The sequence below is a fragment of the Streptomyces sp. NPDC039480 genome, assembly GCF_055597165.1.
Genome location: NZ_JBVITX010000018.1, coordinates 117,083 through 130,245, shown reverse-complemented (window position 1 = coordinate 130,245; position 13,163 = coordinate 117,083). Strand labels below are relative to the sequence as shown.

The 13,163-nt window shown below is 71.9% G+C and carries 10 protein-coding genes, 1 tRNA gene and 1 riboswitch; of the genes, 4 read left to right on the top strand and 7 right to left on the bottom strand.

The window, feature by feature from the left end; translation table 11 throughout:
- Nucleotides 1-12: 12 nt before the first annotated feature.
- Together ACZ56E_RS38500 and ACZ56E_RS38495 are read right to left on the bottom strand one after the other, a co-directional pair.
- On the bottom strand, nucleotides 13-879 hold the full coding sequence (locus ACZ56E_RS38500; RefSeq protein WP_471221659.1) for an ANTAR domain-containing protein: 867 nt from the start codon (nucleotides 877-879) through the stop codon (nucleotides 13-15).
- A 239-nt stretch (nucleotides 880-1,118) separates the two neighbouring features.
- A complete protein-coding gene (locus ACZ56E_RS38495) occupies nucleotides 1,119-2,693 on the bottom strand; it encodes a diacylglycerol/lipid kinase family protein (RefSeq protein ID WP_471221658.1) in 1,575 nt (524 codons plus the stop codon).
- Nucleotides 2,694-2,976: 283 nt separating this feature from the next.
- Here ACZ56E_RS38495 and ACZ56E_RS38490 point away from each other — a divergent pair, with 283 nt between their 5' ends.
- Nucleotides 2,977-4,296 carry a phosphatase PAP2 family protein gene (locus ACZ56E_RS38490; RefSeq protein ID WP_468612638.1) on the top strand — a complete coding sequence of 440 codons (1,320 nt, stop codon included), beginning with the start codon at nucleotides 2,977-2,979 and terminating at the stop codon, nucleotides 4,294-4,296.
- Nucleotides 4,297-4,424: 128 nt separating this feature from the next.
- On the opposite strand, the gene ACZ56E_RS38485 is transcribed toward ACZ56E_RS38490, so the two are convergent.
- Nucleotides 4,425-5,018, bottom strand: coding sequence for an MBL fold metallo-hydrolase (locus ACZ56E_RS38485; RefSeq protein ID WP_471221657.1), 594 nt, complete (start codon nucleotides 5,016-5,018; stop codon nucleotides 4,425-4,427).
- Between the two features lie 82 nt (nucleotides 5,019-5,100).
- Here ACZ56E_RS38485 and ACZ56E_RS38480 point away from each other — a divergent pair, with 82 nt between their 5' ends.
- Nucleotides 5,101-6,057, top strand: coding sequence for a GlxA family transcriptional regulator (locus ACZ56E_RS38480; protein ID WP_471221656.1), 957 nt, complete (start codon nucleotides 5,101-5,103; stop codon nucleotides 6,055-6,057).
- 39 nt (nucleotides 6,058-6,096) lie between these two features.
- Nucleotides 6,097-7,242: a hypothetical protein gene (locus tag ACZ56E_RS38475; protein WP_471221655.1), complete on the top strand. Its 1,146-nt coding sequence runs from the start codon at nucleotides 6,097-6,099 to the stop codon at nucleotides 7,240-7,242.
- Between the two features lie 75 nt (nucleotides 7,243-7,317).
- On the opposite strand, the gene ACZ56E_RS38470 is transcribed toward ACZ56E_RS38475, so the two are convergent.
- The 4 genes from ACZ56E_RS38470 to ACZ56E_RS38455 form a co-directional block, all read right to left on the bottom strand.
- The gene (locus ACZ56E_RS38470) at nucleotides 7,318-7,548 is read right to left on the bottom strand and encodes a DUF5133 domain-containing protein (protein WP_471221654.1); all 231 of its coding nucleotides are present in this window, start codon (nucleotides 7,546-7,548) and stop codon (nucleotides 7,318-7,320) included.
- Between the two features lie 196 nt (nucleotides 7,549-7,744).
- Nucleotides 7,745-10,024, bottom strand: coding sequence for a catalase (locus ACZ56E_RS38465; RefSeq protein ID WP_471221653.1), 2,280 nt, complete (start codon nucleotides 10,022-10,024; stop codon nucleotides 7,745-7,747).
- A 227-nt stretch (nucleotides 10,025-10,251) separates the two neighbouring features.
- The gene (locus ACZ56E_RS38460) at nucleotides 10,252-11,043 is read right to left on the bottom strand and encodes a hypothetical protein (RefSeq protein WP_471221652.1); all 792 of its coding nucleotides are present in this window, start codon (nucleotides 11,041-11,043) and stop codon (nucleotides 10,252-10,254) included.
- 304 nt (nucleotides 11,044-11,347) lie between these two features.
- Nucleotides 11,348-12,070 (bottom strand): transglycosylase SLT domain-containing protein, encoded by a 723-nt coding sequence (locus tag ACZ56E_RS38455; RefSeq protein ID WP_471221651.1) that lies wholly within the window; start codon nucleotides 12,068-12,070, stop codon nucleotides 11,348-11,350.
- Between the two features lie 4 nt (nucleotides 12,071-12,074).
- A riboswitch (cyclic di-AMP (ydaO/yuaA leader) is annotated at nucleotides 12,075-12,231 on the bottom strand.
- Nucleotides 12,232-12,962: 731 nt separating this feature from the next.
- On the opposite strand from ACZ56E_RS38455, the gene ACZ56E_RS38450 reads away from it, so the two are divergent.
- Nucleotides 12,963-13,036: transfer RNA gene (locus ACZ56E_RS38450), tRNA-Met, on the top strand.
- Nucleotides 13,037-13,163: the final 127 nt, after the last annotated feature.

The following is a 13,163-nucleotide window of genomic DNA, read 5'->3' as shown; positions in this document are numbered from 1 at the left end:
ACCGGCCCGCCCCTAGCGGGAGGTGAGGGCGAGCCGGTGGAGGTCCTCCAGTGCGTCCAGGAGGACGGTGTCCTGGTGCCACTTGATCCAGGAGCCCATCGTGCGGCCGGTGGCGCCCAGCGTCCGCAGCTGTGCCTGGGTGAAGCCGGCCAGCGGGCGGGCGTGGTGGGAGGAGATGACGCCGCGGACGGTGTTCTGGTCGTCGACCAGGGGGATGCTGTGGACGCCGCGGCAGCCGGAGGTCAGGATCACCCGGCGCGTCTCGTCGTCGAAGCCGGGCGAGGACTCGACTTCCCTGACGGTGACCTGGCGGCTGGCGGCGGCGGCCCGCGAGCATGCGGTGTTGCCCTCGACGAACGCGAAGTAGTCGGTGAAGTGCCGGGGCAGTCCCGCGTGTTTGGCCAGGCGCAGCACGTCGTCCTCCAGGAGCTGCACATTGCCCATGTCGGTCTCGGTGACGTTCATGACGCGGCGCAGCGCGGCGCCGAGGACCTCGCCCTGGTTGGCCGCGTCGAGGGTGCCGGCCTGGAGCGCGGTGAGGCTGGGCACCGGGTGCGGGGTGCGCGGGGGCAGCCAGGTCCGCGCGCCGGGCGCCGGTCCCGGCGTGCGGGCGACCGCGGCGGCCAGCTGGTGCAGTTTGATGTTGGCCCGCTGGGAGGCCTGGCGCAGCAGGGTGAACGCCGCCTGCGGGTCGGTGAGGCGGTAGCGCTCCACCAGGATGCCTTCGGCCAGCGCGATCCTGGGGCGCGTGCGCGCCTGGACCTCCAGCTCGGCCACCTGGGCGCGCAGCTGCTCGGCGGTGGCCAGCAGCTGCTGCCTCTCGTCCCCCGGCAGGGGCGCGTGCTCAGCGGCGGGCTCCTCGTCGGGTGAGGGGGGCACAGTCGAAACGGTCGTCAAGCTCTCTCCCCGGGCCGCACCCTGCGGCCGTCTTGCCGGTCGGTGAGCAGCACGGCCGTCATGCCCGCCTGGGCCCCGGCCGGCTCATTCCGCAGCCGGGGCCTGCTTCTCACGCACACTGTGGTGACCGTATCGGGCCCTGCCTTTCCTGTCATGACCGGCCCGGAGCCCCGCCCCCGGCCGGGGCGCGCCCGCCGGGGCCCGAGCCGGGCGGTGCACTGTCAGCGCAGCCACTGCTCCTGGTCGGCGGGGCGGTACAGGGTGATCGCCTTGGGCAGTTTGTCGAGCACCAGACGCCGGTAGGTGGCGTCGGTCACCTCACCGTCGTAGGCGAAGTGCGGCTCGCCGTGCAGCACTTCCAGCTCCAGGCGGCGCACCTGGGCGGTGGTCAGCACCCGGGAGCTGTGCAGGGTCCCGGTCAGCACGGCCAGCAGCAGCCGGGTGCGGGCCAGCGGGGTGCCGGCGTCCACGGCGCGCACGTCGAGCAGTCCGTCGTCGAGCTGGGTGCGGTAGGTGGGGGCGAAACCGGCCGGATGGTAGATGCCGTTGCCCGCGAAGAGCAGCCAGATGCTGCGCCGGCGGCCGTTGATGACCACGCGCAGCGGGCTGCCGGTGGCCAGCACCTTGGCCAGCCCCACGGTGAGCGCGGGCCACTTGCCGATCCGCTGCTCCAGCCGCTCCCGGGCGTGCACGAGTTCGGAGTACACCCCGATGCTGAACGTGTTGAGGAAGAGCTGCTCGGCACCGCCGGACGTACCGGACGTATCAGATGTACCGGTCGTACCGGATGTGTCGAGCATGTCGGGTGTGCCGGGGGAGGAGGCCCGGCCCACGTCGGCGGTGACCGCCTCGCCCGCCCGGATCGCGCGGGCCACATCCTCAAGGCTCTGGTTGCCGAGGTCCGCGGCGAAGTGGTTGAAGGTGCCGCCGGGGAAGACCGCCAGGGGCACCCGGTGGCGGGCGGCCGTCGCACTGCCCGCGTTGACGGTGCCGTCACCGCCGCACACGCCCAGCGCCCCGCCGTCCGCGACGGCCCGCGCGGCCGCCGCATCCAGCAGCGCCACCAGGTCGTCCCCGGGCTCGAACACGGTGATCGCCGCCTGGGGCAGCAGCGTACGCAGGGCGTCCGCGGTGTCCTTGGACCAGGCGACGCCGGAGGAGGGGTTGACCACCAGATGCAGGCCCTTGCCCTCGGCCAGTGCGGGGGCGGGCCGGCGCGGGGGAGCGGCGGCCGCCGCGGCCTCCGGCTTCACCGGCCACCAGCGGCAGGTGAGCAGGGCCGCGCCCACCCCCACGACCACCCCGGCGGCCAGCCGGCCCCGGTGGCCCAGGCTCCCGCGGCCGCGCACCTGGGCGAGCCCCGCGGCGAACGGCAGCACGGCCAGCCCGTGCCGGGGCGACTCCAGGGCGACTCCGCAGGCGAAGGCGGCCGCCGAGGCCATCGGGCTGGTGGGCAGCGCACCGGTGTGCGGGCGGGCGGCGCGCCCGGTGAGCGCGCCCAGGACGGGACCGGCCCCCATCCGGCGCGGACGGTGGACGGCCGGCTTGGCCAGCGTCCGGCTGACCGCCGCGACGATGGCCACCGAGCCCAGGCCGCGCAGCGCCGCCCGGCGCGCGCTGCGCCCGCCCGAGCCGCCGAGCGCGGCCGCGGCGCCCAGCCACACGGCCTCGCTGCCGGCGGCCCGGCGCAGCAGGCGCAGCGCGGTGGCCGCCCGCCCGGCAGGCGGCCCGGCGAAGGCCGCGGCCACCCGGCTTCCCGGCCCCGGTATCGTCCCCAGCCGTCCAGGTCGCTTCATACGCTCGCTTCACCTCTGCACCTAGAAATCCACCGCGCGCGAGCGGCCCGGCCCGCGGCGCTGCCTCACCCTAGCCGCGCCCGCTCTTTTGTTCGGAAAGATGGTTCACCCGCACCGCTCCGCTAGCATGATCGAACTCACGACGATCGCCCTGATAGCCCAACCAGCACCATAAAAACACGCTATCTCGCACGAAAAGTGAGCCATTTAACTAAAATCTAACAAATCGGCCGAGCCCTTGATATCAATAGCAACGCGAATATTTTCGCAACAAAATCGCAGAATGGTATTCACCGCGCTGCGCAGACCGCGGGTATTGCTGTGGACCGCGGCCGCCGTGGTGACCCTCGCCTTCCTCGTCGTACTGGAGATCGCCGCACGCCACTACGGCCTGCCCGGACCGATCGCCAACCAAGCGCGAGAAGTGATATTCGCCCCCAAGTCGGGCCCGCTGCTGTATGCCAGCATGGCGCTGATGATGGTGGTCCTCACCTGGCGGCAACGCGCCGTCGCGGCCGCCGCCGCGGTCGGGATCGACCTCGTCTTCTTCCTGGTGCGCTGGATTGTCGGCGCCGACATGATGTTCGGCAACGGTGCGCTGTGGGTGATTCTGGGATATGGGGTCATCGCCCTGACCCGCCGCACCGGCCAGGAGCGTGTGCTGCTGCTCAAGGGCGTCGGTCTTGGCCTGCTCCTGGTGGCCGGCCGCAAGACCGGCGACACCTGGCTGCTCATCACCTCCAAGACCCGCCCCACCGTCCTGGACCAGTACGTGGCGACCGCCGACCACGCCCTGGGCAACCCCTCCTGGCTGGCCGGCCGCCTCGTCGAGGCCACCGGCCCCGTGGGCGCCCACGTCCTTGACTGGGTCTACATCCAGCTCGCGGTCGCCGCCGTGGCCGTCTCCCTCTACCAGCTGCGCCACGTGGCCACCGAGCGCCGCTTCCCGGGCCACTACCTGGTGCGCACCTTCCTGGTCATCGGCCTCCTGGGACCGGCCATCTACATGATCTTCCCGGTGGTCGGGCCGATCTTCACCTACGGCACCGGCGCCTTCGGCACCGGCGGCCAGCAGTGGGCCCTGGCCGACCTGTGGCCGCACACACCGCCGCCGCTGGACACCCCGCACGCCATCCCCTTCGACGAGATCACCCCCCGCAACTGCATGCCCAGCCTGCACACCGCATGGGCCACCGCGATCTTCATCCACTCCCGCAAGGGCCCGCGCATCCTGCGCTACGCCGGCACGTTCTGGCTCGTCGCCACCCTCGGCGCCACCCTGGGATTCGGCTACCACTACGGCGCGGACATCGTCGCCGGCGTGGTCTTCGCCTTCACCATCGACGCGGCCCTGCGCGCCCTGGACCGCGGCTGGGACCGCTCCGCCATCCAGCTCGTCGTCCACGGCACGGCCGTCTTCACGCTGATGCTGGTCTCCTACCGCTATCTGCCGGTGCAGATGGCCGACCACCCCTGGCTGTTCGGACCGCTCCTGCTGCTGGCGATGATTTCCGTGATCCACGGCTACGTACGCACCACCCGGCTGTGGGAGCCCAAGACCGCACCGGCCCAACAACCCGAACCGCAGCCCGAAATGGTGTGAGCCGCACCCGGCCGACCGTGCCGGACGGCTCCCCCCCTTTTTTTCCGAACAAGACCCGGACACCGGCCAGAACACGAGCACCCCGGCGGGTGAAAAGACCCGCACCCTGCGCCCCGCCCCCGGGGCGGCTAGCGCGGCGTGCTCTCCTGGCCCCTGAACGGGCCGCCGTGGCCGGGCACGATCACATCCGCGGCGGCCAGCACCCGCAGCCGGGAGGCGCGCAGCACCTCACGGTCGGGCGCCACCGGGTCCTCCGCCGGACCCTGCGCGTGCCACCACAGGTCACCGGCGAAGGCGACCACCCCCTCCTCGGTGCCCGCCAGCAGCGTGATGTCCTCACGGCTGTGGCCCGGCGTGCGGATCAGCCGCAGCGACGGCGTCAGCTCATAGCCCTCCGCGTCCCGGTTGCGCCACTGATCGCCCCGGTACTCCACCTGGTGGTCGTGGACCCGGGCCCGCCCGAACAGGCCCACGTTCATGGTGTTGTCCGGGTGGTGATGGCTCAGCACCACATCGGTGATGTCGTCCGCGCCCAGCCCCAGCTCCGCGAGCGGCCCCAGGATGTCCGCACGGCTCGCCACCATGCCCGGATCGAAGATCACATGCCGGCCGGCATCGAAGACATAGGAGACGGTGGCGGCCACCCCGGGCCCGGTGGAACCGACGTAACCCGTGGTCAAAATCGTGTACACGGCGCTGCGGCCGAGCGGAGCCTCTGTCATGACCCCCATCCTTCTGTGCGGCCAGGACACCCACGAGTGGCACAACTGCCGCTGATCGCAGGATTGCTGCCACACTGCCCGCGTGCCCCCCTTCACCAGCGTCGCCGCCTACACCCCGCCCGGAGCCGGCCTGCTCGCCGTCGGCATCGTCACCGAGATCTTCGGGCCGCACGGCACCGCGCTGCCCGGCTTCGACTTCGCCCTGTGCACCGAGCACCCCGGCCCCGTCCCCACCGACCTGGGCACCCCGCTCACCATCACGCACGGCCTGGACCGGCTCGCCCGTGCCGACCTCGTGATCGCCCTGCCCTGGGCCGGTTTCCGCACCCCGCCACCGCCCGCCGTCCTGGACGCCCTGGCCGCGGCACACCGGCGCGGCGCCCTGGTCGCGGCCCACTGCGTCGGCACCTTCGCCCTGGCCGCCGCCGGACTCCTGGACGGCCGGCGCGCCACCACCCACTGGCGCTTCGCCGACCTGCTCGCCCAACGCCACCCGGCCGTCACCGTCGAACCCGACGCCCTCTACATCGACGAAGGCCCCCTCCTCACCGGCGCCGGAGCCGCCGCCGGCTTCGACCTGTGCCTGCACCTGCTGAGAAGAGAACACGGCGCCGCGCTGGCCAACGCCGTCGCCCGGGACGTGGTCCTGCCCTCCCACCGCGACGGCGGCCAGGCCCAGTACCTGGCCGCCCCCACCCCCCAGGACTGCCGCGACGAGCGCCTCACCGACGTCCTGGCCTGGGCCCGCGCCAACCTCCACCAGCCCCTGCCCGTCGCGGAACTGGCCTCCCGCGCCCTGATGAGCAAACGCTCCTTCGCCCGCCGCTTCACCGCCGCCACCGGCACCACCCCCCACGCCTGGCTGCGCACCCTGCGCCTGAGCAGCGCCGAAGAACTCCTGGAGACCACCGACCTGCCCGTCGAGGAGATCGCCCGCCGCGTCGGCTACACCAGCGCGGCCGTCCTGCGCGAACACTTCGTACGCCGCCGAGGTGTCCCCCCACGCACCTACCGCCGCTCCTTCACCGCCACCCCCTGACCCCGCCTACGATCACCCCGGGAGAGAGGGGGTGGCCGCATGGCCGGGGACAACAAGCGCTTCTGGACACGGCCCGGGAGCTGGTTCACCCGGGCGGCACGGCGCCGGGCGCAGGAGGAACTCACCGACGTCGAGGCGCGGATCACCGCATTCGGCGTCGCGCTGGACGAACACGACTTCGCCCCCGGCCAGGACGGCACCACCGACGCGATGCGCGCCGACCTGGGCCGGGCCCTGGACGCCTATGAGGAGGCCAAGCGGGCCTTCGTCGGGGACCGCGACCGCGAGGACGCCCTGGACGTGCTGCGTGCCCTGGACGACGGATGGCACGCGCTGGCCTGCCTGGACGCCCGCCGGGCGGGAGAGCCGCTGCCCCGCAGGCTGCCGCTGTGCTTCTTCGACGCCCGCCACGGGCGCGCCGTGCGCGAACTGCCCTGGGCCCCGCAGGGCGGCGCCACCCGCAACGTCGCGGCGTGCGCGGCCTGCGGCACACGACACGGCACACGACACCAGCAGCGGCGCACCACACCCACCGCCCCCGCCCCCGTCTCCGCACTCGCGCGGCCGGACGCGGGCCGGACACCGCCTCCCGCGCCCGCGGACGGCCGGGCGCACGGAAAGGGCCCGGCCACCGCCCGGGTACGGCTGCCCCAGGTGGGCCGCCCCGCCGTCCTGGTGGTACGCAGCCACAGCGCCGGGCACCTGACCCTCACCCTGCTGCTCCGCGGCGACCAGCGACAGACCCACACCCTCGGCGACGGCCTCGCACCGGTGCACGCCCGCGTGCCGCTGCGCCGCTCGGGCAACCGTGAAGTGGCCCGCTTCCAGGTCCAGTTCCAAGGCTCGGCCGGGATTCTGTGGGAGGCGCGGGCCGAACCGGTCGAGGCCCTGCCCGAGTTCACCGGCCACTTCCACGGACGCGGCACGGACCTCATCCGCTACACGGGCGCGGCCGGCCCGGCCCTGCTGCGCCACCGCGGCCGCGGCGCCGTACGTCTGCTGGCCCTCGACCAGGACCTCGCCGAGGCCGCCGAAACGGCCCGCGGCAAGGGCGACACCGACCTGCCGCTGCTCCTGCCGGGCCCCGGCATCTACCAGGTGCAGGCCCGCGGCAGCTGGACCCTGACCACCGGCCCCCGGGCCGCACCCGAGGAGGCGGCACACGACGAGGCGGCACAGGGCTGAGAGAGGGCAGCGCACGCGTCGGCCGCCGCTCCCGGTGGGGCGGCGGCCAAGGACTGCGAACGCATCGCGCCGTTCCTAGGACACGACCAGCGCGGAGCCGCCCTCGGGGGAGAGGGCGGTGAGCCGGCTGCGGGCGGCCGCGAGGGCGGCGCCTATCTCGCGGGTCCCGGTCGACACACACAGCGTGTAGGCGACGTCCTCCATCCGCTGACGGGCCTCCTTGGTGCCCTTCTCGGCGTGCGCAGCACGCAGCGTCTCGTACTGCTCGACCAGGTTCTTCAGCACCACGGGGTGTGCCATCAGCATCAGAGGCCTCCTCATCGCCACTACTCGCAGGGGGTATGCACCGCCCCTTGTGCCCCCGATTCAGATCGGCATTCCCCCACAAATCAGCATTGTCGCCCCGGTCGGCGACACCCTCCAGTCGAGCCGCGGGCCCGGCGGGGACAGCGGCCGGTATCCCGCCGCCGCCCCCACCGGGCCCGCAATCCCGCCCCGGGAGCTACAGGGCGGGGGTGAACCGCTCCCAGGCCCGGTGCGCGCCCAGCAGCCCGGTGACCTCCTCCAGCACCGCCTCGGGACCCGCACCGCTGACCACGCCCGCGGCGTCCGCGGGCAGCCCCGCCGCCTCCAGGGCGGCCGCGCCGCGCCCCCAGGCCCCGATGGCCTTGCCGTGCCGGAACGCCTCCATGAGCATCAGCAGCAGCCGCGGCTCGACACCGCTCAGCAGGGCCGCGCCCTCGTCCACCTTGGCGTCACGGGCCCCGTAGGCGTCGGGCGCGGGGGCCGGGGCGCCGGCCAGCAGGAGGGCGTCGAACTCGATGGACCGGGCGGTGACGAAGGTGCGCTGCACGGCCACCGGGTCGCCGTCGGGGTCCAGGGTGCCGCCGGCCGGGGCGATGACCAGCGGAACCATGCCCGCGTCAAGGACCGCCCTGCGCACCGCGCGCACCCCTTCCAGGTCATCGGCACCGTCGGTGACGATGCCGACGATCCGGCCGTCCACCGGCCACTCCTGGCCCAGCTGGGACAGCGCCGGGCTCGGCTCGACCGCGGCCGGCGCCACCGACGGCTCCGGCACCGGCAGACCCAGGCCCGCCGCTACCTGCGCGCACAGCTGCGAGTCGATGTTGGCCAGCACCTGCAGGCCGCGCTGCTTGATCCCCTCGTTCCAGCACTTGCCGAGCTCGAAGGTGTAGGCGGCCGCGATGTGCTCGCGCTCGGTGGGCGTCATGCTGAGCCAGAACTGCCGGGGCTGGCTGAAGTGGTCGTCGAAGGTGGCCGCCGCCTCACGCACCTTGCGCGAGGCCGGCACCTCGGCCGGCACCTCGATGTAGGCCCCGGTGTCCGCGCCCGCCAGGAACGGGCAGCCGCCGTCCACCGAGTTGGGCCGGTAGGGCGCCGCACCCCGGTGCACGGCCGTCTGGTGCATGCCGTCGCGCAGCATGTCGTTGACGGGCGCATGGGTGCGGTTGATCGGCAGCTGCGCGAAGTTGGGACCGCCCAGGCGGCTGATCTGGGTGTCGAGATAGGAGAAGAGCCGGCCCTGCAGCAGCGGGTCGTCGGTGACGTCGATGCCCGGGACGAGATGGCCCGGGTGGAAGGCGACCTGCTCGGTCTCGGCGAAGTAGTTCGAGGGATTGGCATTGAGCGTCATCAGCCCGATGGGACGCACCGGCGCCAGCTCCTCGGGCACGATCTTCGTCGGATCCAGCAGATCGATGCCCTCGAACATCTGGTCCTCGGTGTCGGGGAAGGTCTGCACCCCCAGCTCCCACTCCGGGAAGGCCCCCGCCTCGATGGCGTCGGCCAGGTCACGACGGTGGAAGTCGGGGTCCACACCGCCGGTGATCTGCGCCTCCTCCCACACCTGCGAGTGCACACCCAGCCGGGGCTTCCAGTGGAACTTCACCAAGGTGGTGGCGCCCTCGGCGTTGACCAGCCGGAAGGTGTGGACGCCGAAGCCCTCCATCATCCGGTAGGAGCGCGGGATGCCGCGGTCGGACATGTTCCACAGCGTGTGGTGGGTGGCCTCGGTGTGCAGGGTCACGAAGTCCCAGAACGTGTCGTGCGCGCTCTGCGCCTGCGGGATCTCCCGGTCCGGATGCGGCTTGCCGGCATGGATGACGTCGGGAAACTTGATCGCGTCCTGGATGAAGAACACCGGGATGTTGTTGCCGACCAGGTCGAAGACGCCCTCGTCGGTGTAGAACTTCGTCGCGAAGCCGCGGGTGTCGCGCACGGTGTCGGCCGAGCCGCGCGAACCGAGCACGGTGGAGAACCGCACATACACCGGCGTCTCCACCCCCTCGGCGAGGAACCCCGCCTTGGTGATCCCCGCGGCGCTCCCGTAGGCCCTGAAGACGCCGTGCGCGGCGGCCCCGCGGGCGTGCACCACCCGCTCGGGGATGCGTTCGTGGTCGAAGTGAGTGATCTTCTCCCGCAGGTGGTGGTCCTGCAGCAGCACCGGGCCGCGCGGCCCGGCCTTCAGCGAATGGTCGGTCTCATACAGGCGCGCCCCCTGCGCGGTGGTCAGGTAGGCCCCCTCCTGGGCGACCTTCTCCTGCGGCACACCGGTGGGCTGCCCCGTCGGGCTGTACGTCTGGGGACCGCGCTGGTCGGCCTTGGGCGGCAACGGTCCGCGCGGCTTCGTGGGCTCCTCCACCGGCACCGCCTCCGGGCCCGGGGCACCGGGAATCTCGTTTCCGGACCGCATGGCGTTCTGGACCTTCTCCACAGCCTTCTCCGCGGCGGCCGACACCGGGTTCTTCTTCTCGCTCACTGGATTCCGATCGTTCGAGACGGACCGTGTCACGCACAGCCGTGCATGACACGCGGCAGGGGCGCTATCGCGAGACGACGGGTACCCCACGACTTCTTGTGGGACACATGTACTGCGCCGTCCGGGCCCCTCACCCGCCCCGCCCGGCCGGACACCGGAACCAGAACGCCGCACGGCAGCAGGCAGGCCGGCCCGGCCGGCCTGCCGCAGTGAGGCCAAGAGCAAGGTCATGCACCGGCAGCCGCGGCCTGCTCCTCACCCTGCGCCTTGCTGCCCTGCGTCTTGCCGTCCTGCTCCCCGCCCTGCTTCCCGGCCTGCGCCGGTGCCGCCTGCTCGGGCACAAGCACCGGCGCCGAAGCGGCGGTGTAGAAGACGGACGAGCCCTGCTTGCTGCGCTGGGCCTGGCTCTTGGCCACCAGCCCCTCGAGCGTGGTGCGCACCACGGTCGTCTTGACGCTGCGCTCGGGGTGGGCCTGGCCCAGGGCCGTGGCGATCTCCGCCGCCGAGCGCGGCTCGCTCTGCTCGGCGAGATGCCCGCGGATCAGCTCCACCAGCGTCGGCTGCGCCGGCTTGGCAGCCTTGGCGGGCTGGGCGGCCTCAGCCTTGCCGGACTCCTTGCCGGAGCTCTTGGCGGCCCCCTTCCCTGCCACCTTCCCGGAGCTCTTGGCGGCGCCCTTCCCGGCGCCCTTGCCCGCGGCCGTCTGCTGCGGAGCGGTCTTGGTCACCCGAGCCCGCTTGCCCGCCGCATCGGAGCCGGGCGACTTCTTCTTCGTACGGGGGGCGGGCACCGCGGCCCGCTCCTGCGGGGCCGCCGGCTCCGGGGAAGCCGGCTCCTCACCGAGCGCCTGCTGGATGCTGACCAGCACCGCGTGGTCACGCTGATGGGCCACCAACTGCTCCTGCAAGGAGGCGATTTCCGCACCGAGGCGCTGCTGCTCCTTGGTGTTGCGTTCGAGGTCGGCACGGACTTGAGCGGTGTACTGCGATGTCAGTTCGGTGGCGGAAACGTTCTCGGACATGGGGCGCACAACCTTTCCCGGACCTGGGGCCGGAGTTGAAGAGCCTGCTGCACATGTGTGCTTCCCGGGACCGGGATTGGGGCCCGGGCCTGCGGGGTGACAAGCAATATTCAGTACACAGATGCCCTGACACGGCGATAGTACGGACAACCGGAGCGGCCCATTCTCCTTGACCATGCTGTGAACTGACCCGGGTTTCCAGCGATCCGATGACATGGACGGCGGCTTCACCACACGACTGAGCCCCGGAACGCCATGCGTTCCGGGGCTCAGTCACCGACCGGGAAGGGGTTGGGGGTGCGGCCTAGTAGGGGCCGTTGACGTTGTCGATCGAGCCGTAGCGGTCGGCCGCGTAGTTGCAGGCGGCGGTGATGTTGGCGACCGGGTCGTAGCTGTCGGTCGACGTGCCGGGCACGTGGTAGGCGGAGAACGTGGGGCCGATGACCTGCAGGAGCCCCTTGGAGGGGGTTCCGGCGACGGCGTTGGAGTCCCAGTTGTTGATGGCCATCGGGTTGCCGGAGGACTCCCGCATGATGTTGCGGTGGATGCCCTCGTAGGTGCCGGGGATGCCGTGCTGGGCCATGATGTCGAGCGACTGCCTGATCCAGCCGTCGAGGTTGTTGGCGTAGGACTTCTTCGCCACGGCGGGCTCGGCGGCGGTGTTGCCGCGCTCGGACCGGTCCGCCCGCTCGGGGGCGGCCGGGGCCTCCTTGCCGAGGGTGAGCTCGAGACCGGGGTGGATCAGCTTCGGGTCGTCGCCGAGGACGCCGCGGTTGTCCTGGTACAGCTTCTGCCAGCCGCCGCTCACGGAGTGCTCACGGGCGATCTCGGCCAGGGAGTCACCCGCGACGACGACATAGGTCTTCGGGGCCGCGGCGGGCTTGGCGGCCGCGGCGGCCGGCGCGGCGGCGGCCGTGGTCGCGCCGAGCACCGGAAGAACGAGCACGGCGCCGCCGGTGCCCGCGGCGGCGATGCCCCGGGTGAGCGAGCTGGACTTGGGACGGCGGTGCTTACCCTTTGCGGGCATGACGAATTCCTCTCCGTCGCCTGCGGGGTGAGCTGTCGGGTTCGGACGGGAGATGTCCGGTCGCAGGGCATGCGACTTCACCCCGAGCCGTCCCGTCACCGGGATCGGCGGCTTACCTGGGTCCCCCGCTCCTGCCGTGCGTGAGTGAGTGGGTGTGGGTGGGAGAGTTTCCGGACAGCGGCAGGATTCGGCGTTCCATCCGGATTGACGGTGACGTTAGGCGAGAAAGCCGGTGCGGAACAAGGCCGGAATTCGAATGGAGGGAATGCGCGGGCCCGTACCGCGTGATCAAAATCCCGCACCCTCTTTGATCGAAAACCCAACTCTCTTTGCGCAGAACGAGAACGCACTCCGCGGCCCGCGAAGCCGAGGACACCGGGGCGTGACGCAATTCACGGAGCGGGGTACGGCATTTCCCTCGAGTGCTCCACCAGGCGGCCAAGTGCAGCGTATGGCACTAACGAGTCAATTAGGTCGTATCTGGAAGAATACGGACATGCGCAAAGGTGGCTGTTCACGCCAGAACGGGCATTTCGCATCGCGTCGGTGTCGACCCGCCCAGCCCGGCCCGAGGTGAGGCCACGGGCATCCGACGCCGCGTCAACAATGCTTCTGCCGCGTAGAAAGTGACGCCCGCCCAGAAAAGGAGGGCGGCCGAAACGGAGGGCCCGCCCGCAGGAATTCCCTTTCCGGCGGACGTAGGTGAGGGCGGGAAAGGGAAATGTTCCCCATTCTTCTGGCGCACCCTCACCTTGTTTCTGATGCGGCATCACGGAGCGGAACAGCGGTTCGTGTGGCGGTGTACTGCGCGGCCCCGCAAGGCACTTGCCGCCCCCTGCGCCGCGCCGTGGTGTGAGAGTCCTCCGCGGTGGCGTAGGGTGGAGGAACACGACGCGGGGTGGAGCAGCTCGGTAGCTCGCTGGGCTCATAACCCAGAGGTCGCAGGTTCAAATCCTGTCCCCGCTACTGCAACAGCAGGGCCCGGATCCCATGTGGATCCGGGCCCTGCTGCATGTCACCGACGACCGCGAAACTGGCACCGCCACTCCTGCGCCCCGACGCCCCTGACATGTGTGCCATCAGTCGCACAACC

Excerpts from the sequence above, each read along its gene's own strand:
- ACZ56E_RS38495 (WP_471221658.1), bottom strand. The coding sequence starts at position 2,693 with ATGAAGCGACCTGGACGGCTGGGGACGATACCGGGGCCGGGAAGCCGG.
- ACZ56E_RS38490 (WP_468612638.1), top strand. The coding sequence starts at position 2,977 with ATGGTATTCACCGCGCTGCGCAGACCGCGGGTATTGCTGTGGACCGCG.
- ACZ56E_RS38485 (WP_471221657.1), bottom strand. The coding sequence starts at position 5,018 with ATGACAGAGGCTCCGCTCGGCCGCAGCGCCGTGTACACGATTTTGACC.
- ACZ56E_RS38475 (WP_471221655.1), top strand. The coding sequence starts at position 6,097 with ATGGCCGGGGACAACAAGCGCTTCTGGACACGGCCCGGGAGCTGGTTC.
- ACZ56E_RS38470 (WP_471221654.1), bottom strand. The coding sequence starts at position 7,548 with ATGCTGATGGCACACCCCGTGGTGCTGAAGAACCTGGTCGAGCAGTAC.
- ACZ56E_RS38460 (WP_471221652.1), bottom strand. The coding sequence starts at position 11,043 with ATGTCCGAGAACGTTTCCGCCACCGAACTGACATCGCAGTACACCGCT.
- ACZ56E_RS38455 (WP_471221651.1), bottom strand. The coding sequence starts at position 12,070 with ATGCCCGCAAAGGGTAAGCACCGCCGTCCCAAGTCCAGCTCGCTCACC.